The sequence below is a fragment of the Rhizobium sp. NFR12 genome, assembly GCF_900108545.1.
Classification (GTDB): Bacteria; Pseudomonadota; Alphaproteobacteria; order Rhizobiales; family Rhizobiaceae; genus Neorhizobium; species Neorhizobium soli.
The window spans coordinates 626,081-652,201 of record NZ_FNWM01000003.1 but is presented as its reverse complement, the minus strand read 5'-3'; the positions used below and the strand labels follow the sequence as shown (position 1 = coordinate 652,201).

At 54.7% G+C, this 26,121-nt stretch carries 20 protein-coding genes; 15 read left to right on the top strand and 5 right to left on the bottom strand.

Annotation, left to right across the window (positions count from 1 at the left end; genetic code table 11):
• Positions 1-1,597: 1,597 nt before the first annotated feature.
• The 5 genes from BLW69_RS16325 to BLW69_RS16305 all read left to right on the top strand — a co-directional run bounded on the left by BLW69_RS16325 (position 1,598) and on the right by BLW69_RS16305 (position 7,879).
• Positions 1,598-2,866, top strand: coding sequence for a hypothetical protein (locus tag BLW69_RS16325; protein ID WP_092663420.1), 1,269 nt, complete (start codon positions 1,598-1,600; stop codon positions 2,864-2,866).
• A gap of 253 nt (positions 2,867-3,119) precedes the next feature.
• The gene (locus tag BLW69_RS16320; protein WP_139283882.1) at positions 3,120-3,944 is read left to right on the top strand and encodes a hypothetical protein; all 825 of its coding nucleotides are present in this window, start codon (positions 3,120-3,122) and stop codon (positions 3,942-3,944) included.
• Positions 3,945-4,154: 210 nt separating this feature from the next.
• Positions 4,155-5,411, top strand: a complete 1,257-nt coding sequence (locus BLW69_RS16315; protein WP_244508858.1) for a glycosyltransferase family 4 protein — start codon at positions 4,155-4,157, stop codon at positions 5,409-5,411.
• Positions 5,408-6,634, top strand: a complete 1,227-nt coding sequence (locus BLW69_RS16310; protein WP_092663417.1) for a glycosyltransferase family 4 protein — start codon at positions 5,408-5,410, stop codon at positions 6,632-6,634. Before BLW69_RS16315 ends, BLW69_RS16310 begins: the two co-directional genes overlap by 4 nt.
• Before the next feature lie 36 nt (positions 6,635-6,670).
• Positions 6,671-7,879 (top strand): glycosyltransferase, encoded by a 1,209-nt coding sequence (locus BLW69_RS16305; protein WP_092663415.1) that lies wholly within the window; start codon positions 6,671-6,673, stop codon positions 7,877-7,879.
• On the opposite strand, the gene BLW69_RS16300 is transcribed toward BLW69_RS16305, so the two are convergent.
• From BLW69_RS16300 to BLW69_RS16290, 3 genes are all read right to left on the bottom strand, one after another.
• Positions 7,804-8,232 carry a putative colanic acid biosynthesis acetyltransferase gene (locus BLW69_RS16300; protein ID WP_244508857.1) on the bottom strand — a complete coding sequence of 143 codons (429 nt, stop codon included), beginning with the start codon at positions 8,230-8,232 and terminating at the stop codon, positions 7,804-7,806. The two genes, BLW69_RS16305 and BLW69_RS16300, sit on opposite strands and share 76 nt — an antisense overlap.
• 265 nt (positions 8,233-8,497) lie before the next feature.
• Positions 8,498-9,598, bottom strand: coding sequence for an MraY family glycosyltransferase (locus tag BLW69_RS16295; RefSeq protein WP_244508856.1), 1,101 nt, complete (start codon positions 9,596-9,598; stop codon positions 8,498-8,500).
• Between the two features lie 206 nt (positions 9,599-9,804).
• The gene (locus tag BLW69_RS16290) at positions 9,805-11,004 is read right to left on the bottom strand and encodes a glycosyltransferase family 4 protein (protein ID WP_092663409.1); all 1,200 of its coding nucleotides are present in this window, start codon (positions 11,002-11,004) and stop codon (positions 9,805-9,807) included.
• A 370-nt stretch (positions 11,005-11,374) separates the two neighbouring features.
• Between BLW69_RS16290 and BLW69_RS16285 the strand changes: the two genes are divergently transcribed.
• From BLW69_RS16285 to BLW69_RS16275, 3 genes are all read left to right on the top strand, one after another.
• Positions 11,375-12,700: a polysaccharide pyruvyl transferase family protein gene (locus BLW69_RS16285; RefSeq protein ID WP_092663407.1), complete on the top strand. Its 1,326-nt coding sequence runs from the start codon at positions 11,375-11,377 to the stop codon at positions 12,698-12,700.
• A gap of 145 nt (positions 12,701-12,845) precedes the next feature.
• Positions 12,846-14,327 carry an oligosaccharide flippase family protein gene (locus BLW69_RS16280; protein ID WP_092663405.1) on the top strand — a complete coding sequence of 494 codons (1,482 nt, stop codon included), beginning with the start codon at positions 12,846-12,848 and terminating at the stop codon, positions 14,325-14,327.
• 3 nt (positions 14,328-14,330) lie between these two features.
• Entirely contained in the window at positions 14,331-15,290 is a 960-nt protein-coding gene (locus BLW69_RS16275; protein ID WP_092663403.1) for a glycosyltransferase family 2 protein, read from the top strand.
• Between the two features lie 81 nt (positions 15,291-15,371).
• On the opposite strand, the gene glmS is transcribed toward BLW69_RS16275, so the two are convergent.
• The gene (gene glmS, locus BLW69_RS16270; RefSeq protein WP_092663401.1) at positions 15,372-17,195 is read right to left on the bottom strand and encodes a glutamine--fructose-6-phosphate transaminase (isomerizing); all 1,824 of its coding nucleotides are present in this window, start codon (positions 17,193-17,195) and stop codon (positions 15,372-15,374) included.
• A 476-nt stretch (positions 17,196-17,671) separates the two neighbouring features.
• On the opposite strand from glmS, the gene BLW69_RS16265 reads away from it, so the two are divergent.
• From BLW69_RS16265 to BLW69_RS16250, 4 genes are all read left to right on the top strand, one after another.
• A complete protein-coding gene (locus BLW69_RS16265) occupies positions 17,672-18,406 on the top strand; it encodes a LuxR C-terminal-related transcriptional regulator (protein WP_092663399.1) in 735 nt (244 codons plus the stop codon).
• A gap of 143 nt (positions 18,407-18,549) precedes the next feature.
• Complete coding sequence (locus tag BLW69_RS16260; RefSeq protein ID WP_092663397.1) at positions 18,550-19,932, top strand: glutamate-1-semialdehyde 2,1-aminomutase; 1,383 nt, start codon at positions 18,550-18,552, stop codon at positions 19,930-19,932.
• Between the two features lie 149 nt (positions 19,933-20,081).
• Complete coding sequence (locus BLW69_RS16255) at positions 20,082-21,149, top strand: NAD-dependent epimerase/dehydratase family protein (RefSeq protein WP_092663395.1); 1,068 nt, start codon at positions 20,082-20,084, stop codon at positions 21,147-21,149.
• A gap of 3 nt (positions 21,150-21,152) precedes the next feature.
• A complete protein-coding gene (locus BLW69_RS16250) occupies positions 21,153-22,496 on the top strand; it encodes a DUF4910 domain-containing protein (RefSeq protein WP_092663393.1) in 1,344 nt (447 codons plus the stop codon).
• Here BLW69_RS16250 and rfbC read toward each other — a convergent pair.
• Positions 22,476-23,042 carry a dTDP-4-dehydrorhamnose 3,5-epimerase gene (gene rfbC / locus BLW69_RS16245; RefSeq protein ID WP_092663391.1) on the bottom strand — a complete coding sequence of 189 codons (567 nt, stop codon included), beginning with the start codon at positions 23,040-23,042 and terminating at the stop codon, positions 22,476-22,478. The genes BLW69_RS16250 and rfbC overlap by 21 nt on opposite strands.
• Positions 23,043-23,359: 317 nt before the next feature.
• Between rfbC and BLW69_RS16240 the strand changes: the two genes are divergently transcribed.
• Genes BLW69_RS16240 through BLW69_RS16230 form a run of 3 tightly spaced genes read left to right on the top strand, consistent with a single transcriptional unit; the run spans position 23,360 to position 26,111 of the window.
• Entirely contained in the window at positions 23,360-24,652 is a 1,293-nt protein-coding gene (locus BLW69_RS16240) for a class I SAM-dependent methyltransferase (RefSeq protein WP_092663389.1), read from the top strand.
• Positions 24,649-25,461 carry a sugar phosphate nucleotidyltransferase gene (locus BLW69_RS16235; protein WP_092663387.1) on the top strand — a complete coding sequence of 271 codons (813 nt, stop codon included), beginning with the start codon at positions 24,649-24,651 and terminating at the stop codon, positions 25,459-25,461. Before BLW69_RS16240 ends, BLW69_RS16235 begins: the two co-directional genes overlap by 4 nt.
• Complete coding sequence (locus BLW69_RS16230; protein ID WP_175487278.1) at positions 25,458-26,111, top strand: PIG-L deacetylase family protein; 654 nt, start codon at positions 25,458-25,460, stop codon at positions 26,109-26,111. The genes BLW69_RS16235 and BLW69_RS16230 overlap by 4 nt, the downstream gene beginning before the upstream one ends.
• Positions 26,112-26,121: the final 10 nt, after the last annotated feature.

Here is a 26,121-nt window from a genome sequence, read left to right as displayed (position 1 = left end):
CAGGGACACTTCCGGGGCCTGATGGTTCGGTCCGACCACGCAGCCGGAGAGAAGGAGCATGACGAGAGGAGCGGCTACGCGAATGGATGTCATATGCGTCCGAAGTCCATTACCTTAGCTTCCACAGAGAAATATCCGACGGATCTTCTTCGCTAAAGATTGACGAAATGGGTTAACAAAAGTTTACGATAGAATATTAAGGCCGTTATTTTCGATTTTGGAACGCCCATTTCTTCAAATCATTCCATATACAGCGTAATATCGAGAATAGATCTGTAATATATTCTACTAGTATGAATTTACTGATTTTAGATTGTATATTAAAACTGCGCGTAAAATATTACGTCGTCATTATTTAATATGTAGATGATCCTAATGGAAAATTTCTGTAGAGAACTATGCGTTTTTAGAATATACACTACTCTAGTATCCGACATTATTTTAACGGACCCAACAATTGACGACACCGTTGACTGTTGAGCCGCTTCCGCGATGTTTCGGTCAAATTAAGCGTCAGAGTTGGCCTACCGTTGAGGTCAGGCCAAGCCTTCTGGCCATCCCTAAGCAACGCAGACTGGACAGGTTTACCGGGCAACCTCGTAGTATGCTCGAATCTATACGACGTTCAGCCGTTGATGTTGAGCCATGAGACTTCCTTTAAACCCGTAGCGCGAGACTGTTGTTCATTGGTACGGGGCGGAGTGTAGAGTGAGTTATGAGGCTCGGCGCACGCCAAAGCGTAGTCCGCCACGTCGAGCCTCTACTGCAGTTATAGTCCGTCTTGGCAGCCGCAGGGTGGTATTATGCTGGTTCGGTATCGCAAACGCAACACCTTGGACTTATAAGCATCGTTGTCAGCTCAGTGGATAGTTAAGTCCTCGTCAAGAGGATCCCGGCATAACTCCGCCGCTTCCTCAGATAACTCCTTTAGTCGTTGACATATCGCTTTGAGGAGCACCACAGCTTGCCTTACGGCATTCTCGTCTATTTGCTGCTCCTCGTCTGTCATCGTCGCCTCTACGAAAACTAAGAATTCGGACGTTCTGTTTACATCATATTGATCGTGCAGGAACTCAAGGTTACTACGATCAGTGCCAGCTTCAAGACCTTGCCCGGAGCAAAGCAGCTGCGTGTTCGCGAAAGCGAGAGCAGTGATTTGCGCGGTAGCTGAAGGGAAGTACGAACCTCATATATAGCGCGTGTATCTTGCTACGCCATTGATCTTGACGTCCATGCTTTGCATGGTCGCCCCATAGGCTAGGGCGCCGGGGACAACTTCTCCATTGCCAGTGAAGTAACGCACGTCCTAGGCGCTGGTTACAATCTCAAGGTTCTGTTTCTATCAAGTGCCGATAGCGAACTTGGTCTGATAGGCTGTGAGTGGCCTGCCAACAGCCTTCTTGCCAAGCCGCAGAGCAGCCGCTTCTCCGCCTTTCATACAACGTACTACCTCTTTTGACCCCGTTTCCCCTTCTCGAAAACCGCTTATAGTTTCCAATTGGTCTAATCGAGTCGATATATGGAAAGTCGACAACGCTACATGTATCATCAAGTACAGAATCGCAAAATTGTTTCTATGTCATCAAGGTATATTGCAATGAATGATTTGATGACGGCATTTTTATTTTTTGCGGTCTGTGCCTTATTGGCGTGGGGTATGGCGGGAAAGGAACGAATCTATGAATTTCCTTTCCATGTGGGAGCAGTCTCATTCGCGTTTATCTTAGTACAGGTTCCGGGGCTGGCTCACGACTATTTCGTCACAGAGTTCGCTTTCGTCAGGGCGGTTGCTTTCATGATTATCTGCCTTCTGATGTGTTGGCTTGGATGGACCAGAAACCCTAGACCGCCTGTAATCCTTGAATGGACCTTCAGCGAGACACGGCTTCTTTTTGCGGCCGTGTTGCTTTCGGTAGCAGGGGCTTATTTCTATCTCGTGCTAAGCCGGCTGCCGAGCGAGCTGACGATCGCAGTTCAGATGACTGGGGCTCCAGTAATCTTCGTCTTCTTCTCCCGGTTGCTCGTTTATGGACTTGCGATTTCCGCATTATGTCTCGCGCGCCGCTTTTCCTTCGCGGCACTGGGTATTGTTGCTTTTGACCTTTCGTTCATTTTTGACAGGATCTTTCGGAGTGGAAGTCGCGCGGATACTGTCGAAGTTTGCATGATCTTCGCTCTCGCATGGTGGTTCTATCGAGGTCGCGTCATTCCGAGATGGGCTGTTCTTTTTAGTCTTCTGTTCGGGACCCTGCTAATGAACAGTGTCGGCGACTACCGAGCCATCAGCAAGGGCAGTAGTGGCTTTACTTTTGAGGCGATGTCCGAGATAGACCTCATCGGCAACACCTCGACTGTCCTTGCGAGAGGCGGAGACGAGTTCAGGAATGCTATCAGTAGGATTAGGCATACGAACGAAACAATGCAGTTCGATTACGGTTTGTCGCACTGGAACCGGTTGGTGTTCTCATTCGTCCCAGCGCAGCTTCTCGGAACAAATTTCAAATCTAGTCTGATGGTTCCGCTACCGGCATTGGCGAGAGACTACAATCCTATCCTCGGAACTACCGAGACGGGACTTGCTGACGCTTTTCAGTCCTTCTGGTATTTCGGCGCGGTAAAGTTCTTTTTGTTGGCGTATTTAATGCGGTGCATTTTAACCTCGGCAGAAGCCGGAGAGTTTGCCGGGCAATTTGTGTATGTCCTTTCCGTCGTACCGGCTATGCACGCGATTTCGCATAAGACGGACTGGATCTTAATGGTGTGGGTACACATGATCCTGTTCGCGGCCCCCATCCTCGCCTTCACCATCATACCCTCTTCTCATCGACAGACGCGCCGTGATCTCACTTCCTTGCAGCCATCATAGACAGCAGTATTCGACACCACTTATCCGCGAGCCACGGCGGCTGTGATTAGAGCCATCGCGGCGTTGTTCCGTCAGCAGACGTACAGGGGCCCCGATGTCAAACGAATGTTTCCGTCATGTTAGAATGTTTACGGTCCTGTATCTTGATGAGAACCAGATTCAGCATTCGAGCTTGGGAAGGGGGGCGCTCCCTTACAGGGATGTTTACATCGGATGTGCCTCAAACCTGATAGCAAGTTGCAGTCGACACGGGGTGCATGTCGAGATACTGACGAACCAGCCCGCGTATGTAAATGCGCAGCTGAGGCGTCTGGGCGCGCCCGAGAGCGCGATCGGTGCAAGCTTTTCGCGTGATGTGCCTAAAAATATTCCCTTCTATGCCGCGCATTTCAAGCTTGATGCTATTCGCCGGCTCGCAAGCGGCGAGTTTGGAGATTATGTCAGCTTGATCGACAATGATGTTGTTATGCTTGATCTCCCCAAAGTCGATTTAGCCTTTTGGACCAACACCCGCCTTTTCGTATACGATATCTCCTCTACCGTCTTGGAGGAATATGGCGAGGATCTGGTTCAATCGGATCTGCGACGCGTGGCTGCGGCCAACCTCCAGTCGACGAAATGGTTCGGCGGGGAGTTTATTTCAGGATCGAGTTGTGCGTTCAGAAAACTGTCTGAGAGGCTCGAGCTTTTGTGGCCGACGTATAAGGCGCTGACCCGGGCCTTGCACCATGTGGGTGACGAGATGATCGTATCTGCGGCCCTCAATGGATTGATCGACGAACAGAAAATTCAAGTAATCGATGTCGGCGATGCACCATATCGCTGGATAAGCCGCTGGTTCTCGACGCGGTCCCGGTTTCGTCAGATGCCATTGTCCATTCATCTCCGCAGTTCGATGTTGCACCTTCCTGCTGACAAGCGGTTTATTGCCGGATCCCTTACACGTTCTTTCGAGCCCGAACGATTTATTTCGAAATATCGCAGGCACGTTAGACGCAAGCTGCTTCTCAGGAAAATTGTCAATACAGTCGGCATGATCCGGGGCAAAATGATCCGCCAGGTTCCCCGGCTTTCATGAGAGGAGCGGGACGGGAAACGTCTTGTCTTGGTCTGCCGCGTCTACATGGTGATGCGTAACTTTCGTTCGCGGCCGAAATTCGTTGGCAGTCGTCGGCCTCTTCTGACGACAACGTATACAAAAGCTAATGTCTACTGCTTTCGATCATATTGTCGTCGTTGCGATCCTAGTGCTGATATGCCCTCAAAATTTTGAGGCGAGGAGGATGTGGTGAGGGTTATCTTCGCGAACCGTTATTTTTATCCTGACCAGTCGGCGACGAGCCGCGTGGTATCTTCGGTTGCTTTCGGGCTGGCGAGGAGGGGGTTCGATGTCACTGTGGTTTCAAGCCGCGAGATCCACAATCAGCGCGACGTTGTGCTGCCTGCTAAAGAGATCGTCGGCGGGGTAACGATCAGGCGACTGTCCACGACGCGGTTCGGACGCCATAGCCTCCTGGGCCGGGGTGTTGACTATCTGTTTTTTCATGCGCTGGCCTTCTTCTGGATGATTTGTAATATTTCGTTCGACGATATCGCCGTCATATGCACCGATCCGCCGCTACTTTCGGTGACCAGTGGCCTTGCGCTTCGGTGGAAGAATGCCGTGATGGTAAATTGGATCATGGATCTTTTTCCCGAAGCGGCCATAGAGCTCGGCTATTTCGCTCGGTTCAAAAAAACCGCACGGTTGATGCTGGTGCTACGCGACTGGTCACTTCGCAGTCGCGGCCTCTGCATTTGCCCGACGGATACGATGGCGGAGTACATCACGCGTCGGGGCTTCCGCAAAGATCACGTCATCGTTTCGCACCACTGGTCGGACGGTGAGGAAATCCGCCCAGTCGAGCGGGCTCAGAATAGCCTACGACGCAAATGGGGTATCGAAAGTGCATTTGTCGTAGGTTATTCCGGCAATTTTGGAAGGGCGCATGAATTCGAGACGATGCTCGGTGCGGCCGAACGTTTGAAAGCCGATGAGAATATCCGATTTTTAATGATCGGCGGCGGCCATCATCTCTCAGCCGTTACCGCCAAGGCGCGTACGGATGATCTCCGCAACATATTGTTTCGCCCGCTGCAGCCGATCGAGAACCTTTCCGAAAGCCTCGGCGCCGCGGATGTCCATCTGGTTTCACTCCTCCCACTGCTCGAACATTGCGTAATCCCAAGCAAATTCTACGGCATCCTTGCGGCCGGTCGCGCGACTATCTTCATCGGTGATCCAAAGGGCGAAGTGGCACGCGTCATACAAAAAACGGGCTGCGGTCTGCATGTCGACCTTGGGGATATGGATGGTCTCACGCGAGCTATCCGATACCTTCGCGATAACCCAGCGATCTGTAGGTCCATGGGTGCGCGCGCGCGCCAGCTACTGACCTCAGAATATTCGCGCGACGGCGCCATCGACGCCTGGTGCCGGATTATCACGTCAATTGCTGCACTAGATCTTCCGTCACGTCACGTAAGCCGAGGTGTTTCGCCATGAACAATAAGGTCGTCGTCAGCCAGTTGGGCGCACGGATGCATTACGCCGTCCCTAAGATCTTTGGGTCACACGGAAGGCTGGCGCATTTCTACACGGACATCTGCGCGACTAAAGGTTGGCCACGCGTTCTAAAATTTCTTCCGCGGGGGGTTCTGCCCGCTTCGATCAAGCGTCTTGTCGGACGTCAGCCGAAGGACATACCGGCCGACATGATCACCGTGTTTTCCGGCTTTGGATTGCAGTCGGCGATCCGTAGGATGAAATCCACGGACGTCGTCAGCGAGACCTCACACGCTCTATGGGCTGGTGCGCGGTTTTCGCAACTAGTTGCTGGGCAAGGCTTTCACGGTGCAGCCGGTCTCTACGCGTTCAGCGGCGATGCGCTTGAGCAGATGCAGGCCGCAAAGAGGGAAGGTCTGTGGACGGCCGTCGAGCAAATGATTGCGCCCAGAGAGATTGTCGAAAGGCTGATCGAGCAAGAGGCCGCGCGCTATCCAGCCTGGGCAGGCCAACAAACGACGAATGGCTACGCCTCTGTGTTTGCAGAGCGCGAGAAAGCCGAGTGGGCCATTGCTGATGCGATCATCTGCCCTTCGCGCTTTGTGCGCGACCATGTCGTTGCATGTGGTGGACCCGCCGAGCGCTGCGTCGTCGTTCCCTACGGAGTGAGTGCGCCTGTTGGTCTGGAAAGAACAAATCGCATGCCAGGACCGCTGAAGGTCCTCACAGTCGGAGAAGTCGGCCTGCGGAAAGGCTCACCTTATGTGGTCGAGGCGGCGCGCCTTGTAGGGCGATCCGCAGTGTTCCGCATGGCGGGTCGCACCTTATTGCCGGCGGCGCTCCAGAAGGAAATTTCGGAATGGGTGACGCTAAGAGGCATCATTCCTCGTGCGGACATCGGCGAGGAACTTCGGTGGGCAGACGTTTTTCTTCTACCCTCAATTTGCGAAGGATCGGCTACAGCCGTCTACGAGGCGCTTGCTGCAGGCCTTCCGGTCATCACGACCGAAAATACGGGCAGCGTCGTTCAGGACGGCGTCGAAGGCTTCATCGTTCCTGCAGGCAGCGCGACAGACGTTGCCCATGCTGTGGAACGTCTTGCAAGTGATGACAACCTTCGCTCCGAGATGTCGAGAAATGCCTTGAACCGGGCTGCAGATTTTACCGTAGAGAAATATGGAACTCGCCTACTTGCCGCCATCTCGCAACTACGGATTTCATAGAATCGTGCTTTTAAACAGTAAGCACTGGATCAGCCGATGAAGATCGTCCACGTCATTGCCTCCATAGACCCAAAGAACGGGGGTCTTCAGGCGGTCGCAATGCGGCTTGCAGCAGCCCAGGCCTTAACCGGAGCAGAGGTTCATATCGTCGCGTATGGAAGTGACGACGTTCATCGGCAGGTGATTGAACTGGGCAAGGCCATCCCGGGTTTCTCCAGCGTCGAGCTGCATATTCTCGGGACGCCCGGCTGGTTCGAGAGCGTTTTCTGCGTTAGTGGCAGGCGCTCGCTGAGAAGCTTGTTCGTAGGCACGACTTTCATCCATATTCACGGTATCTGGGAGCCCTTGCTGCTACACGCCTCGAAGTTGTCAGGCAACATTCCCTACTGCGTCTGTCCAGCTGGGATGATCGATCACTGGAGTCTTGCCCAGAAGCGTTGGAAGAAAAGGATCGCCTTGCATCTTTGCTACGCCCGCATGCTGAACAAGGCGGCGTTCATTCATGTCCTCAACCTCGATGAACTGAGGGCGGTCAAGCCACTTAGGTTTCGGGCGCCGAACGTAATCATTCCCAACGGTGTCTTCACCGAAGAATTCGACCCGATGCCGCCGAAGGATCTCTTTCGCGCGCAGATTGGCCTCAACGAGAACCGTCGCTACATACTTTTCCTTTCACGCCTGCACTTCAAAAAAGGGCTCGATATCCTGGCGGACGCCTTCTCGATCCTGGCGCGAGAATATCCAGAGGTCGATCTGGTTGTGGCGGGCCCTGACGGCGGAGCGGAAGCGGGATTTAAAGCCCGCATCGAAAGGTCGGGTCTTTCCGACAGAGTGCATCTGACTGGGCCTCTCTATGGCACTATGAAGATAGCGGCCTTGGCAGAAGCGGAATGTTTCTGCCTCCCCAGTCGTCAGGAAGGATTTAGCATCGCGATCCTTGAGGCACTTGCCTGCGCAACGCCTGTGGTGATCACAGATCAATGCCATTTCCCAGAAGTAGCGGAAGCTGGTGCAGGTTTGATCGTCACACTCAATTCTGGTGACGTTGCCAAAGGTCTTTCTTTCGTTCTTGAAAACAGTTTCACTGCCCGGCAGATGGGCCAGAATGGACGACAGATGATCTTCGAGACGTTTACTTGGCCAGCCATTGGAAAGACGACGCTCCTACACTACGAGGCGAGCGCGTGCGATGCGGCTGCCTCTGGCCGGCGGTCCCGAATTGGCTTTGCCGGATTTCCGACATAGATCGTCCAAGGTTTCAGCGAACGTGCCGCAACCCCTCTTGCTCCGAGAACGGCGCCTTCTCCAAGCGTTACGCCGGGCCCGACAAATGCTTCGGCCGCAACCCATGCGTTGGCGCTTATGACGATCGGGCGAGCGACCAACGGAAACGCACTATCCTGAACGTCGTGCGTACCCGTGCAAAGATGCGCACGCTGCGAGACCGAGGCAAAGGCGTGAATGGTGATCGACGCGACATTGTAGCAGATCACACCAGGGCCCATGGACGCGTAGTCCTCCATCACCAGATGCGCCGGCCACCAGATACGGGCCTTCGCATGGACCGTCGCCGTCTCATCGATCCGACCTCCGAACAAGCGAAGGAGCGTGTTGCGCCAACGACGAAGTTGGGGCGGAGTCCAGGCGGCCAGAAGTAGCCATACAATCGTCCAGACCAACCGAAGAAGGCGGAATCGGAGGGCATACGTCGGCCCTCCGAAGCGAGGTAGGGGAACGCTTTTCATGTCAAAAGACGGGTCATCATATCTCGAGCGCATTTTCACGTCCCTGTTTGTGGTAAATTCTGTCCCAATCCATCTATCGACGGACCCGGCTTAGGCATAGGTTTGGACACACGCGTGCTCATGCTTCTCGCTCGACGTCTCTGCCTCCCTTAAGGACGGCGACCGGTTCCCGAATGCTAAGGATGTCTTGCTCAGTTGCCAAGTTGCGAGCTTTCGTGACGGATTTAGCCAGCCGCGTACGCGTCAGGCAACCTGTCGAAACGAGGACGAAAAGCGTGTGCAACGAAATCGGTAGGAGAAGGCCTGCCGCCATTATGTCTGCGGGAACCCGCAGCCGGATGCCGGCATAACCCACTCCTCCGCACAGAGCGGAAATGTACATCAGGATATGCGTAGCGGAAGACGTGGTAACGCCGTGATCTAGCATGAGATGATGCAGATGCCAGCGATCAGCGGACATAGGGCTCCTCTTCGCAAGGATCCGGCGAACGATCAGGCTAAGCGTATCCATCACGGGAACGAATACCACCCAAAGCAGCGCGGGAAATGAGACAAGTGGGCTGCTTGTAGCTATTAGAAGGATGGCGCAGGCGATTACCATTCCGAGCGCTGTACTGCCCGCGTCACCCAGAAAGACGCTGGCACGTACCCGCCAAGGACTGCGCATGTTGAAGACGAGGAAGGCGCAGAGGCAGACGAGCAGCGTTTCGAGTGACTGGATGAGATCTGGCATGCCAGCGAAGGTCGCGATGGCGATCAACCAGACGAGGCTCACCGCCGCTGTTCCACCAGCAAGCCCGTCGATACCGTCCAGCATGTTCCACGCGTTTATCAGACCCGTAATGAACACGGTGCAGATCAGGAAAAGAACGGGCGCAAGGGCAGGCGCATCCGGCACGTTCAGGACGCTGACTGCCAATGAACCTGTCGGCAGGTTTCCAGTAATGAGGATCGAGACAAGCACCTGTGCCGCTAGACGGCCCGTTGCAGGAAGAGACAGGAGATCGTCTACGACGCCGATACCGACGATCACCGCAAGGCCTAGCCAGAAGTATGGACTTAGAAGTGTCGATGTGGCACTTAACTGAGCCGCAATGGTAAACGTCGCAAAGATCGCCGCCCCTCCGCATAAGGGGACGGCTCCCCGATGGCGCTTTCTGAATGCATCAGGACGATCCACCACCCCGAACGCGATGCTAAGGCGGCGCGCGACTTCCAAGGAGGCGATGCCGAGGACAAATGTCGCACTGGTTGTTCCAAAAAGCATCCAAGACATGGCAGATCCTCTCGATCGTGAAGGGCAACGGAGGTGCGCATTCCACCTAGTATCGACGCTTGCCCCAATTCGAAAAAGCTTGGCGTTTCCGACAAGTCGAGCAAGTACCTGACGTCTCCGTCAACAGGAGAGAGACGCGAGCCTCTTGGCTACAACCTTTCGCGAACTACCCGGAGATAGTTCTTCAATGGAAGTGGAATGACGCTACGCAACCCTGCTCGCAGACCGTTCGGGATCGACCAGGCGTCGAGCTCAAGGATCGGCGAAATTGTTGGGCGATCAATCAGTGCCGACTTTATGATTGCGTTGTAGCGGGCCGCCATCTTCTCGATTCCAAACCGCCCGGGAATGGCCTCCCTTGCAGCAGCCGACATTCTTGCGAGAAGCTCCCGATTGGCATCGAGCTTGCTAATGGCTTGGGCGGCTGCAGTGTAGTTTCCTACGGGAAAGAGGATGCCGTTCCGTCCGTCGTCCACGACAGTATCGGTGACGCCTCTGATGTGCGAGACCACCGGAACGCAACCTCCAGCCATGGCCTCGATCATCGTCATGCCAAGGCCCTCGAACCGAGATGGCATTATGAGTATGTCGTGTTCGGCCATGAATGAGGGTATGCGAGAGGGATCCACTGCCCCTGTGAAATGAACGCGAGACGAATGGGGGGTCAGCCGCCGTTTAAGCTTGGTGAGGTCCGGTCCATCGCCGACAACGGTCAACTGGACTGTGTCCGGCAGGGCATCTAGGATCTCCCGAAGCCATAGGACGCCTTTGGAGGCATCTTCTATACGGCCGACGAACAGCATCCGAAGGTCCGGCGGGGCCGGTTTTCGGCGTTCGCACATAGCGCCAAATGCATCTGTATCGACCGCAGTGGGAATGGCGAACGTTCTGTCATGGGAGAAACCATGGTGTTCGATCAGGTCCTCGCAACAGCGCTCGGAAACACCCACGGTGACATGGGTATAGTCACGGATAGCCTTTGCAGCCGCATAGGTGCCGGGTGTGATGTTGTGGACAATTGCGATGCGCAAGACATCCGGCGGCAAGTATCGGGCGATATTAGTCTGGAAGCGATCCCCGAGAATATTCACGAAAATGCCTTCATATCCCTGTTTTAGGATCTCGCGTACAACAAGCTTTGCCCGCTCTTTCTGACTCGCATCAGGGGGCAAGTGCAGCATTAGCCCGGTATCACTATGACGTTGCGAGGCGCTCGGTGCATCGGGGCTGTACTCGCATATTCCAAACCACCTGACATCAACACCATAGGGCGCCAATCCTGCCCTTAGGGCGGTGAAGACAGAAAAGGTTCCACCAATGTGCGGAACGACGAAATAGGCAAGCTTCATCGGACGCCTCATGAAATTTCTTGACCGGACGTAGGGTACTGATCCGGCACCTGACTAGAGAACAGCTCCAACCGTTCGCCTTACCGGATAGTAGATGGGCTACCAGTCGTGTGTAGTCGTACTGAGGGCGCAAAGCTCGCCTTCTTTGAACGACCTGATGCGGCCGGCTTCTCCCTTTGGGTTAGTCCACTCGCCAAACGGCGGCGTGGAAAGATCGTTAAACGAGCGATAACCGTTGCAGCGTGCCAATCGCGGTCGGCACGCGTCGCCTTCCATATTCTGGTTACGCCACCATCTGGCGTCTTGAAATGAGCATCCCGCGTGTAACCTGGCTTCTTTTTGCGGCGTCACGCCGGCGCTTGGAGATCCGATGAAAATCAGCTTGTTCGGGCAATTCGGTTCCGGCAACACCGGCAATGACGGCTCTTTGGAGTCGATGATTCTTTTCTTGCGCAAAATGCGCCCCGACGCAGAACTTCTGTGCATCTGCTCCGATCCGAAGGATGTTCAGGCACGCTACGGCATTCCTGCGATGAGCGTGGGTGGGCCAGCCTTGTCGGGAACTGCCGCAAGACTGCTAAACAAAACCTTTTGCAATCTGCCGCGAAGGCTTGCCCTTCTCTGTACGGCCCTCGTCCAATTCAGTGGTATCGATCTCTTAATTATTCCCGGCACCGGAATTCTCGATGACTTTCAGGAGCGGGCGTTTGGCTGGCCTCTGGTGCTTTTCTGCTGGTGTCTTGCCGCGCGGGTGCGCAATACCCCGATCGCATTCGTCAGTATCGGGGCGGGGCCGATCAACGGGCGGCTCAGCCGCTGGCTTCTGGTCTCAGCTGCACGGATGGCCACCTATCGCTCCTATCGCGACGACACATCGTTGCACTTCATGAAATCGGTCGGAGTCGATACTATAAAAGACTATCGTTACCCTGATATCGCTTTTAGCTTGCCGTCGCCCCCGTCCAGTCCCAACGAGTCGGGACAACCTCCGGCCCGGCAGCCTTGTGCCGGCCGAGGCGCAACGGGCTCGGACAAACCGCTGACGATCGGCGTCGGGATCATGAAGTATCGCGGATGGCAGAGCGACGACCCGCGGGCCGACAAGATCTATGCCGACTACATTGCCAAAATGTCCCATTTCCTTACAAGGCTGCTCGCGGACGGTCACCGCATCTGTCTATTTATGGGCGATGTAACCGATGAGCTTGCCCGCGACGACATTCTCACCGCTTTGGCAGGCGCAATCTCTACATCGGATCGGGCTCGGCTCGAGGTCCATTCCGTTGCTTCGCTCCATGATGTCATGGCGATCGTCGGACGCGTGAATGTCACAATCGTCTCTCGTTACCACAATTTGGTCTGCTCGCTAAAACTGGCGCGACCGAGCATATCGCTGGGCTACGCTCAAAAAAATGACGATCTGATGCAGGCATTCGGTCAGCAAGCCTATTGCCGGCATATCGAAACATTCGACACGGAGGAACTTCTGGTTCTCGTGCGGCAACTGATTGCCAAAAGGATCGATGTGACCGAGATCATCGACCTTTTCAACGCACGCGTGCAACTGCTACTAGCGGACCAGCAGGACCTCCTAAAGCGGACACTTTTGCCCGACCAATTGCCTCTCATGACGGCAGGTCCTTTGGAGGCGTCGGAGGTTCCAGACCGGTCTGAAGGTAAAGCCGCCGTGCTTTAGTGAGCTTCTGGCGACAAAAACGACCTTATATCTCCGCGTTCTTGCCGATTCCCGATGGAGCTACACGGATGGTCGTAAATACGAAGCTGGCACAAGTGAGCAAGGCTCGAACGTCAAAGGTTTTTACTATTTCAAGGAGGCAGTCATGACAGTTCGACGTGCCTTTATCCTTTCGTCGATCGAACAGTATCTCGCAATCGTGATAAACGTCGTCGTTGTTGCAACGATGGCGCGCTTGCTGACAACGGATGGCATCGGCCACATGGTCACCGGCATCGGCATCGGCGCCGTCGCACTCTCAATCCGGGAGTTCGCCACTCCGGAGTTCCTGATCCAGCGTCAGACGATCGACCTGCGCGATATTCAGACGGCCTTCACACTGCTCGCCGCCATAACGGTATTCGTCACTGTCTGCTTGATGAGCGCGGCACCTTGGATCGCAAGCTTCTACGCTTTCCCGGATCTCCCGTTCTTTCTGTTTCTGGTTCTGCTTTCCGCCTTTGCAGAGATCATATCGCATCCGATCATCGCCATCATGCGCAGAGATATGGCGTTCGGGCGATTGGCCAATATCCGAACCGTCTCTTTGCTGTTCTCCGCTTTGCTGACCATTTTTCTCGGATATCTCGGGGTAGGGTACATGAGCTATGCCTGGGGTGCGCTCGCAGGGGCGGTGTCGCTCGCGATTTTCGCCGCAATCGTATCTCCATATCCGTTGTCGACTATATGCCGCCCGAGCCTCGCGTCGCTCCAATGGGTAATCGCATTCGGACGCTACAAGGGCGCTTCCCAGCTCATCGACCGGATGTATGAAACCCTGCCGCAGTTGCTGCTGGGCAAGATCATCTCGCTGTCATCCGTCGGTCTCTACAACCGTGCCAACACCGTTTGCGGCATTCCAGACCGAATCATCATGTCGGCGTTCTACGCCATGGCCTTTCCAGCGCTCAGCGCTAGTTTGCGGGACGGACGGAACATTCAACATGCCTATCTACAAACGCTCGCGTATATCTCGTGTCTCTACTGGCCCGGCGTGCTTCTTATCGGCTTCACCGCGGACCCGATTGTAAATCTCGTACTTGGATCGCAATGGCATGAGACCATCCAGCTGGTCCGGATACTCTCGTTTGCCTCCGTTTTCTGGTTTGCCGTCATCGTCACCAATCCGCTCCTCCTGGCTCTAGGAAAAAACAGGGACGCCTTCTACAGCAGTCTTATTTGCCGCTGCCTCGCCACAATCGTGCTCTGCACAGCAAGCGTCCACGGCGTGACGGCTATGGCGCTCAGCCAGTTCGCGTCGCTTCCTATCCAGATGATCATCTCTCTAAGCTTTGCGAAGCGACATCTGCATTTTACCCTTTTTGAGCTTTGGTCCGCGATCCTGCCGAGCATCCTTGTCACGGCCTGTACGATGACTGGGCCGCTGGTGCTGCTGATTGTCCGAGGATGGGAGGGAGGCATGGGGCTGGGGGTGCTTGCCCTCACATGTGTTCTTGCGGCGGTGGGATGGTTGACGGGGCTGATAATGGTCCGACATTCCTTTCTTGGTGAGGTCCGCTTCATGGCGTTCAAGCTCCTCACCAGGCTGCCCTGGCTGCGGCGCTGTTTTCCGGCGTTTGGAGGATAACCCTTGTCTAGCATTGATGTTGTCGTCCCAAACTACAATTACGGTCGATACCTTAGGACATGTGTCCGTAGTGTACTGGAGCAGCAGACCGTCGCGGTTCGCATCCTAATTGTCGACAATGCGTCAACGGACGATAGCGTCGAAATCGCAACCGCACTCGCCGCTGAGGACGACAGGGTAAATCTTATGCTACGGCCGCGGAACATGGGTGCGCACGCCTCCTTCAATCAGGGAATTGAATGGGCGAGCGCGGACTATTTCCTCATTTTGTGCGCGGATGACCTGCTTGTTCCCGGTGCGCTCAGCCGCGCTGTGCGTGTCTTGGAAAGTGATCCATCAATTTCGTTCTGTCACGGCCGGGATGTGCCCATTCACGGTAACAAGCAGGTGCCCCGGATCGTAACAAGTACGGATTTGCCGGCTTGCAGACTGATTGGCGGCCGGGCGTTTATCAAGCGCTTCTGCAGGACGGGTGTCTTCCAGATTTCTAGCCCCACGGTCGTCGTGCGGACGAGTGTGCAGAAACGCGCCGGCCACTATCGAGAGACATTGCCACATACGGACGATTACGAGATGTGGCTGCGACTTGCCATGCATGGACCAGTTGCGGAACTCGATTGTGTCCAGGCCGGCTTGCGCCTACACGACCGCAATCGCTCGAAGGGCTTCGTACCGGATCAACTGCATCACATTCTTCATACGGTAGCAGCAGCCAGCTCATTCTTCGACCACGAGGGCGGCACAATGAAGCGCAGTAGAAGTTTGCGCAGGCTGGCCCGGCAGGGTCTCTCCCATCGCGCATATTGGTGCGGGGTCACTCGTCTCCTGCGTCGAAAAGACAGGGCCCTGGACTATTTCCGACTTGCTTTCCGCCTATCACCTATCGTAGTCGCGCTCCCACCTATTTCCTATCTACTCAACCGCCCCGACAGGCTGCGCCGATTTTGTCCCTGGCTTCGATGAGATGAAGGAAGGAGGAGCATGTCTTCCTTTGAACGGGCGGCGACCCGAAGCGTCAGCTACACTAAGTTAGAGAATGAGGCTCTATTCGACCGTCACCGACTTGGCGAGATTACGCGGTTGGTCGACATCCGTCCCCATTAGGACGGCTGTTTGATACGCCAGCATCTGAAGCGGCAGAGCAAAAATCATCGGCGCGATTATGTCGTGCACATGCGGCAGAACGATCCGTGCAACCGACGGGAGATCCGACTTGGCCGCACCCCTTTCGTCGGTGAGGAGTATGATCTTCCCGCCGCGTGCGGCGATTTCTTGCATGTTCGAGACGGTCTTTTCGAAGAAGCGGTCATAGGGTGCAATGACGATTACAGGCATACTTTTGTCGACGAGAGCGATGGGACCGTGCTTCAACTCGCCGGCCGCGTAACCTTCTGCATGGATATAAGCAACCTCCTTCAGTTTGAGAGCGCCTTCCATGGCGAGGGGATAGCTGACGCCCCGTCCGATATAGAGGACGTGCGGAACTCGGACGAGTCGATCTGCCAGGTCTTCAATCTGCAGCTGGATTTCAGAGAGGACTTCCCGCATGATTCTCGGGGCCTCGATAAGATGTCCCACAAGTTCCTGTTCTTGAGCGGCGTCTATTATTCCGCGACGGCGCCCGGCAGCGATGGCAATGCACGCGAACACTGCTAACTGGCAGGTAAAGGCTTTGGTCGAGGCAACACCTATTTCCGGACCCGCAACGATGGGGAAGACAGCATCGGCCTCGCGCGCAATGGTCGAACCCTCAACATTGATCATGGCGCCCGTTGCAATTCCACTCGCCTTACACGCATGCAGCGCCGCGAGCGTATCTGCGGTTTCGCCCGACTGCGAGACGAACAAAGCTACCCTATCCATGGGAAACGGGAGCTCCCGATAGCGGAATTCGGATGCGAATTCAGTTTCTACGTTTAGGCCAGCATACCGCTCAAGGTAGGTTTTACCTATGCAGCCGGCGAGGAAGGCCGTTCCGCAGGCGGAGATTGTAATCCCTGCGGCAACTGAGAAATTCATCTCGCGTTCTATCTTGACGAACTTTGCGGAAAAATCGACGTAACGGGCAAGCACACGGGCGATTGCCTCTGGTTGTTCTGCGATCTCCTTCTCCATGAAGTGACTATAACCGCCCTTGTCCGAGAGGTAGCTACCGACCTCTGAGAGCTGCCGCGCACGCTCGACTGGCTGGCCGTGGGCATCGAAGAGTGTCACATCATTCCGCGTGATCACAGCGCAGTCACCGTTTGCAAGATACGTCACCTCATTCGTGAGCGGCGCCAGGGCAATAGCATCCGAGCCCAAGAACATTTCACCAATGCCATGCCCGACCGCCAGAGGTGGGCCGAACCGCGCAGCCATCATCATACTGGGATCTGAGCGAAACATCACGGCGAAGGCATAGGCACCGCGCAGGCGAGAGAGCATGGCGAGCATGGCGGCGATGGGCTTTTCCCCCCTAGCCAGCGACTGCGCCATGATATGTGCGAGGATCTCTGAATCTGTCTCACTCTCAAAGGAAACGCCGGCCCCCGCTAGGTCCTTCCGAAGCTCTGAGAAGTTCTCGATAATGCCATTATGAACGACGCAGACATCTCCAACGACATGTGGATGTGCGTTTGTCTCGTTCGCAACCCCGTGTGTGGCCCAGCGCGTATGCCCCATGCCGATCACGCCGTCGATTGGATCGGCATCGAGCCGCTGCTGAAGATTTAACAACTTTCCAGGCGCCCGGCGACGCTCCAACCTGCCTCCCTTGATGGTTGCGATGCCTGCGGAATCGTATCCCCGGTAATCTAAGCGCCTCAGGGCGTCCATCAGCCGTCTGGCAACAAGTTCACCGCTCACAATACCGACCAGTCCGCACATCCGCAAATCTCCCTCCGATGATCGAGTAGGGCCGACTGTATAAAACTTGCTTGCGAATCCCATCACGGCTTTAGAATGTAAAAATACGCTGTGTAAGTCTTTTGGACGACGAGACAACATCCTGCAGACGTCGGTCTTGCAAAAAAGCCGGCGGCATGAAAAATACTTTAGAATCAGAATGATAATAGATCTACTAAGTTGGTTAAAGATGGCGATCCTTTCGATAGTGCAGTGACGCTTGTAAATAAAAAAAATTGATATAATATAATTATATTCTGATATCCGTGGGGATAGCACTTTATTCTAGTATTGAACGACGATGCAGAGGCATGAGTACAGAGTTGCAGTCTATCGGCTAGTTGGCGTCTTGCTTGGAAAGTGCGTCGGGGGATCCGTTTGAAGGATGATAGCGCGCCATTCCAATTCGGTTAGTAAGAGCGTCGGCACGCCCGTTCATAACCAATCGGGGGACAATGATGTCAGCAGGCAACGCGACTATTGGCCAATCTTCACGCCCACAAGCATTCAATGTATTTAGTGAAATCGATAGTTTAGGGTTGGAAGCCTCTTCCTGCAGGCTCGCGATCATCGATGATCGCGCGCTTGATCGGGAGTGCCTCGCACAAAGCCTAATCGCTAACGGCCTCCGCATGAATGTCGAACTGTTCTCGTCGATCATCCGATGGCGCAAAGCCTCCAGTAACGGCCATGCCGGTGTGCTTATCAATATTGGCCGCAACAGCTTCACAGAGACGTCGTTCTTGGCTGACGTTCGGCAGCTAGTTGCCGACCATCCGGGCTTGCCTGTCGTCATACTGGGCGAAAATAGAAATCTTCAACAAGTCATGCAGGCTTTTGAGCTTGGCGTCCATGGCTACATTTCTTCCTCCATCGGTCTCTCCGTATGTGTTGGCGCGATCTCGCTGGCCGTCGCCGGTGGTGTCTTCATCTCGGCCGAGAATCTGGATGATCTTCGCCAAATGCTCGTCGTCGCAGAAACAAGGGAGCGGCGGAGGGCGAAAATCTTTACAGAGCGCGAGATGAATGTCATCGATGCGCTGACTAAGGGCAAGCCTAATAAGATCATTGCCTACGAGCTCAATTTGCGGGAAAGCACCGTAAAGGTTCATGTCCGCAACATCATGAAGAAGCTACAAGCACGGAATCGAACGGAAATAATCTTTAAGATTTCGTCTATGCTCGACGGATGAAGTGTCCCCACGTCGCAGCTACCTAAATATCGGAAGATGAGCCTTAAGCCTTTCGGCTATGCGGGGCTGACAAACCGCCAGGCTGACGGCTTTTGCGTCTGCTGACATCCTGCGTGTTGAATCGCAAGACATGGGTGGCGTCGATGGGACAACTGATACACGACTTTGAAAATTCAAACCGCCTTCGCGAGCAGGCGCATCGTATAATTCCGGGTGGGGCGCATACCTATGCCAAGGGTGATGATCAATATCCTTTGCTTGCGCCGGGTTTCATTGCCAATGGCTATGGGAGTCATGTCTGGGACGTAGATGCTAACGAGTACATCGAATATGGAATGGGCAACCGCTCCGTTGGACTCGGCCATGCTTACGCGCACGTGCTCCAAGCCGTGACGAGCGAATTGGTGCGCGGTTGCAATTTTACTCGTCCAGCGAGAATAGAAGTTGAATGTGCTTCGGCGTTTCTGGATACGGTGCCAACTGCGGAAATGGTGAAGTTCTGTAAAAACGGTTCTGACGCGACATCTGCAGCCATCCGCCTCGCGCGCGCAGCAACGTGTCGGGATCTCGTTGCAATCTGCTACGATCATCCGTTCTTTTCAACTGATGACTGGTTCATCGGCTCGACCCCCATGAATGCCGGCGTTCCCGACGCAATCCGAGAGTTGACCATCGGGTTTCGATATAACGACCTCGAGAGCGCTGAAGAGCTGTTCAAACGACATCCGGGCAAGATCGCAGCCTTCATTCTTGAGCCTTCGCGAGGAGAGGATCCTCAGGATCACTATCTCCAAAAGCTGCAGGCGCTCTGCCACGCAAACGGTTCTCTCCTCATACTCGACGAGATGATCACTGGCTTCCGGTGGCATAGATGCGGGGCCCAGCATGTCTATGGCATCGTTCCGGATCTCTCTTGCTTCGGCAAAGCGCTCGGAAACGGGTTCGCCATCGCTGCATTGGCTGGTAAACGTGAGTTTATGGAGCTTGGCGGAACCCAGCAGACGAGTGCCCCCCGGGTGTTTCTTTTGTCTACCACGCATGGGGCGGAAACCCATGCGATGGCTGCCGCCATCGCCACGATGCAGGTCTATAGACACGAACCCGTCATTGAACACGTCGTCCGACAGGGCCTGAAGCTGAAGACGGCGCTTAAGGAGGTCGCGACAGTTCATGGTCTCCAAAACCACTTCAAAGTCTCGGGACATCCGGCTTGTTTGCTATATTCCACCCTGGATGCTGCAGGACAGCCGTCCCAAATCTTCCGGTCGCTTTTTCTTCAGGAAACGATACGGCGAGGGATTCTAGCGCCATCTCTGGTGGTCAGCTACACTCATTCTGACGAGGACATCGAAAAGACAATCGATGCTATCAGCGAAACTCTCGTTGTCTACAAGCGTGCACTCGACCACAAAGTCGAGGCATTTTTGAGTGGCCGATCCTCGGAGCCTGTCTTCCGGAGATTCAACGTCAAGTCGCCGGCGCGTGATGATGCTCCACGCCTCGATGGCGTTGGGGAGGCAGTTTAGTGTCAGGCGTTGCAGCGAGCATGGGCCAAACGACGTAGAAGCCAATTTCCTTCCAACCTTGGCATGCCGGGCGCCTCCGCATGCGGCAATTCCCCGCTCTTGGGTTCAAGCAGTAGGCTTGCCTCTCTCAATCATGTGGAGGATCTGAAATGAAGGTCATGATTACCGGTCATCGCGGTTATATCGGCTCCGTCATGGTGCCCATCCTTAGGGAGGCAGGCCACGACGTGTACGGCTACGACTGCGAGTTATATCATCGCTGCACCTACGCTCCTGGGGGGGCGCTGCCGGTCATCGCCGGTCTGCACCATGACGTGCGTGACATCAGTGAAGCCGACCTGAAGGGTTTTGATGCGGTTATCCACCTGGCAGCTCTATCCAACGATCCGCTGAGCAACCTGAACCCGGAAAACACCTATGCCATCAACTACCACGCAAGCGTAAGGGCGGCGGCGGCAGCTAAAAAGGCGGGCGTGCGGCGGTTCCTCTTTGCGTCGTCCTGCAGCAATTATGGCGCGTCGGGACTGGGCTTGGTCGATGAAACGGCAACTCTCAACCCGGTAACAGACTACGGCCGTTCGAAGGTTCTCGCAGAGCGCGACATTGCTCGCTTGGCAGATAGCGATTTTTGCCCCGTTTATTTGCGTCCAGCGACGGCCTATGGCCTGTCGCCCATGCATCGCTTCGACATCGTCCTCAACAATCTGGTTGCATGGGCGGTTACAGAGGGGGCTATCCGGCTCAAGTCCGATGGTACACCCTGGCGGCCGATCGTTCATATCGCGGACATTTCGCTCGCGTTTCTCGCGGCGCTCGAAGCACCTGTCGATGCGGTCCACAATCAGGCCTTCAATGTTGGCCAGGAAGCGCATAACTACCAAATTAGAGATATCGCGCAACTCGTCGCGGATACGGTTCCCGATTGCCATCTAGTATATGCAGCGGATGCGAGCCCCGATACGCGCTCGTACCGAGTCGATTTTTCGAAAATCCGCAGAGCGTTACCTGCTTTCAAGCCGAGGCACAGTGCCGAGGATGGAGCGAGGGAATTATATCATGCTTATATCAGCGCAAGCTTGACTACGGCGGAATTCGAAGGACCGCGGTATCAGCGTATCGGTCAACTCCAGCAACTCATTCAAAACGGCGAAATTGATCTTTCGCTTCGGCGCGTTAACACGACGCGTAGTACTCGTCGACTGCCTGAGGCAGTGTGATACATGGATCTCACCACGGACGCATCCTGCGCGTCAGAGCCAGATGATGGTGCACAGGACATAGGCAAATCCATTTACGCGCTGGCCGCGCGCCTGTATCCTATATGTCGAAGCATCACGGGGCAGGGCGTATTGGCAACGCTCGATATTCTTCGCCAGCATATCGATATCGACGTGCACAGCGTTGCCTCGGGAACTCAGGTCTTCGGCTGGATCGCTCCCTCCGAATGGATTGTACGCAGCGCAAGCTTGAAGGGTCCATGTGGACGGACAATCGTCGATTTTGCCGATCATAATCTCCACGTTCTAAACTATAGTATCCCGGTGCACGCGCGAATGCCGCTTGGCGACCTCAAGCCACATCTCCATACACTGCCGGAGCAATCGGATGTCATACCGTATAAGACCGCCTATTACACGGATGAGTGGGGGTTTTGCATGCGCCATGATCAGTTCGCTACCTTGGAGGAGGGGTTTTACGAGGTCTCTATCGACACGGAAAAGGTGCCGGGTCACTTAACCTATGGCGACTACCTTCACCGAGGGCAGGTCGAGGACGAGGTGATTCTCTATGCCCACATCTGTCACCCAAGCCTTGCGAACGATAATTGTTCAGGCTTAGCGCTGCTGACCTGTCTTGCGGAAAGCATGCGCTCGGAATCGACTTATTACAGCTATCGCTTCATTTTTGCGCCGGGCACGATTGGCTCTCTAGCTTGGTTGCAGCGGAACGAGGAAAGACTGGGCAGGATCAAGCATGGCTTGGTGCTCTCGTGTGTTGGGGACGGCGGCGGGCCTAACTACAAACGCAGCCGGCAAGGCCTTGCGATGATAGACCGGGCGGCGGCCTGTGTGCGCTGCGGCCCGGACAACATCTCTCCGACTCTTTCGGACTTCATCCCTTACGGATACGATGAGCGCCAGTTCTGCTCACCCGGCTTTAACCTTCCAGTCGGGCTACTCCAAAGGAGTGCTTTCGGCACATTCCCGCAGTACCACACCTCCGCCGACAATCTCGACTTCATACGTCCAGAGCATCTAGGTTCTTCTTTCCAGATGGTGCAGGACATACTCCAGATATTGGAAACCAACTGGACGCCGCTTAACCTCAGTCCGAAGGGCGAACCGCAGCTCGGACAATATGGACTGTTCTCCGCGATCGGCGGACATAAAACCAACAGCGACCGTGTCATGGCCTACCTCTGGGTTCTCAACCTAGGGGACGGCGCCAACTCTCTCCTCGACATCTCAGAACGGTCTCGCATGCCTTTCTCCGAGATCGCGGCCGCCGCGGACACACTTCAATCCGTTGGACTTGTCGCGAACTTAGGTATTGTCCGACTGTAACATCGTTGCTACCGCTGGCCGTTCCAGCGGGGGCCACTCGAGATCTTTGGATGACAGCACCACGGGGGTTGCCGGCCAGTCTATTCCGATGGTGGGATCGTCGTACCGCACGCCCGCGGAGCTGCCGGGAACATATGGCGTTGAGATCAAGTATGTCACAGAAACCTCATCCGTGAGGGACAGAAAACCGTGAGCGAAGCCTTCGGGAATGAGGAACTGTGCGCCGTTCTCATGTGAAAGGACCTTGGATACCCAGGACAGATAGGTTGAGGACGTTGGACGAAGATCGACAGCGACGTCCCATATCGCACCGCGCACGCAGGAAACGATCTTAGTTTCACGGTGTGGATGCTTTTGAAAGTGCAGGCCTCGCAGTGTGTGTTTCCGCGTAGACATTGAAATGCTATTCTGAACGAACCGGTGCGGCAATCCGCGACTGGCGAATTCGTCTGAGCAGAACGTTCGAGCAAAGGATCCCCGGTGATCATCGATCCGTTCCGGTTCGATGATCCAGAGATCCCGAATGGCAGTCTCTAAAAAATGCATTAGAGTTTCTCGTTTCCCGCTTTTAGAGCAGTTGTTTGCTTCATAACACCACGTTCCGTGATCTGGAACGGTCTTCAAGGCACGACTATTGTCGATCTTCTCCACCAAATAACCTGGCAAGTTTCCGTGCCAGACATCCGATTGGCGTTAGAGGTAGAGCGATGGTTAGATCAAAGCAGAAATCGTCGACTCGGCTACGACCATTGGATGAAGGACTAATCCCTCGAGCATCATCGTACGAAATTTCTCTTCGTAATATTCTCGATTGAAATTGTAGGCAGCGTTTCTTCCGCGAATACGAAACTGGGGGACTTGATATGGATGCAAGATCGGAATCCATGGCATGCAGCACGAAGGCAAAGGCAGAACAACACTGCCGCCTCTGCAACACGCGACTACATCACACCTTCGTTGATCTCGGAATGTCGCCGCCCTGCGAGAGTTTTCTAACTGCTGATGCAGTCGATGAAATGGAGAGCTATTATCCTTTGCATGCGTTCGTGTGCGAGGCCTGCTTTCTTGTGCAACTGCCCGAGCACGTCTCACCACAGAACATCTTCGAGGAATATGCCTATTTCTCATCCTACTCGGACAGCTGGGTCGCGCATGCTAAACTCTACTGCGAAACAGTAATCCCGCGTTTCTCCCTTGGGTCGAAGAGCCTCGTCGTCGAGTTGGCAAGCAATGACGGATATTTGTTGCAGCATCTCTTGGCGGCCGAAATTCCGATCCTCGGTGTCGAGCCTGCACTCAACGTTGCACAGATCGCGATCGACAAGGGCATACCCACCATTACCCAGTTCTTTGGGTCGCATCTCGCGAGAGTAATGGTTTCAAACGGGGACCAAGCGGACCTGATCGTCGGAAACAATGTCCTTGCTCAGGTCCCTGACCTCAATGACTTCGTCGCCGGAATGACCCTGCTTCTGAAGCCGCAAGGTGTAATCACTTTGGAGTTCCCGCATGTCGCAGAGCTAATCGCAGAGAGGCAGTTCGACACAATCTATCACGAGCACTTTTCATACTTCTCGCTGCTGACGATTGAAATTCTGGCTGCACGGCATGGACTAAAGGTCTTCGATGTCGATCAGCTGCCCACACACGGGGGATCTCTGCGCGTCTATCTCGTTCATGCGAACAATCCCGTACCATGCGAAGCGAGGGTTAAGCAGCTGCGCGATCAGGAACACGCGGCCGGCCTCGATATGCTTGAAACCTATACAGCCTTTGGTATGGCCGCCCGTCAGAGCAAGAGAGATCTGCTGTCGTTTCTGATCGGGCTGAAGAACGCAGGTAAGACAATCTGCGCCTATGGGGCACCAGGCAAGGGCAACACACTTTTGAACTACTGCGCGATCGGCACGGATTTTATCGACTTCGCCGTCGATCGCAATCCATACAAGCACGATCGTTTCACCCCTGGCATGCATATCCCAATCAAGCCGGTCGAGGAACTTAACCGGGCGCGGCCCGATTACGTCCTCATCCTGCCCTGGAACCTTAAGACGGAGATCATCGCGCAGATGAGATCGATCAGCGACTGGGGCGGCAAATTCATCGTTCCGATTCCACACGCCGTAGAAATCGATCCGAAGGAGCTTGCATCATGAAAGTCGTCCTTTTTTGCGGCGGCCGCGGTACCCGGATCCGTGAATATTCTGAGAGCGTGCCGAAGCCCCTGATACCGCTCGGCTCCCAGCCGATACTGCGTCATGTCATGCAGTATTACGCGGGCTACGGCCACGATAATTTTATATTGTGCCTTGGCTATAAAGCCAATGTCATCAAAGAGTTCTTTCTAAGCAGCAAGCCAGAAACCTATGCCGACTGCATCGTCTCTGGCTCTGGCCGCGTGGAAATGATGAAGGCGCCGACCCGGGACTGGCGGATTGCGATGATTGACACCGGTATCTGGCGCAATATCGGAGAGAGACTGTGGGCGGTCCGCGATCAGGTCCGCGACGAGGAAATCTTCCTTGCGAACTACAGCGATGGACTAACGGATGTCGATCTGGATGACATGATCAAGAAGTTTCGCGCAAGCGACAAACTCGCCTGTTTCCTCGCCGTCCGCCCACCCCTGACCTATCACTTGGCCGACATCGATGCCACCGGCCGCGTACGAGAGTTTCGGTCTTCGGAGACCTCTGACATGTGGATCAACGCCGGTTTCTTCATCATGCGAAACGAGATCTTCAACTACATGTGCGAGGGCGAGGAACTGGTCCTCGAACCCTTTGCGAGGCTGATCGCTGATGACAAGTTGATGGCCTATAAGCATGAGGGCTTCTGGCGGTCCATGGACACACTACGTGACTGGCAGGCCCTCGAAGCGATGGTAGAGCGCGGCGATATGCCTTGGCTCATGCGCGGTTCACCTATCGGAATGGGGGTAAATGCATCGGGAGCGCAGCCATGAAACCAATGTTTATGGTTTCACCGGGTGAGCGTTTGTCGATTCTCTGCCTAGGCGCCCATTCCGACGACATTGAAATTGGCGCTGGAGGAACAATTCTCGACCTCATATCAAAAGGTGTGCTTCTCGATGTTACCTGGTGCGTTCTGAGTGCGGGAAACCAGCGCGTTGTGGAGGCACAAGAGTCGGCTAGGTCATTCCTGAAAGGCGCTGCGTCCGTCAGCGTGAAATTCGGTACCTTCGACGACAGCTTTTTTCCCAGTCAGAGCCGGGAGATTAAAGACTGGCTTAACAATGTACGCGCCGGATGCAATCCCGATATCATCTTCACTCATGCTCGGGAGGATGCGCATCAGGATCATCGGGAAATCAGTAGACTATCGGGAAATGTCTTCCGAGATCACCTGATTATGGAATACGAGATCCCAAAATGGGATGGGGATATATCGAGGCCGAATGTCTACGTTCCCCTCAGCGACTACGCACTCGACCTGAAGGTTGCCCTGCTGCTCGATCATTTCGGGACGCAGCGCTCGAAAGACTGGTTCGACGCTGAAACGTTCCGGGGTCTTGCTCGCTTACGAGGTATTGAATGCCGTGCCCCGGCAAGATTCGCTGAGGCTTTCACCGTTCGAAAGATGACTTTCGCTTAAGTTGCTCGCA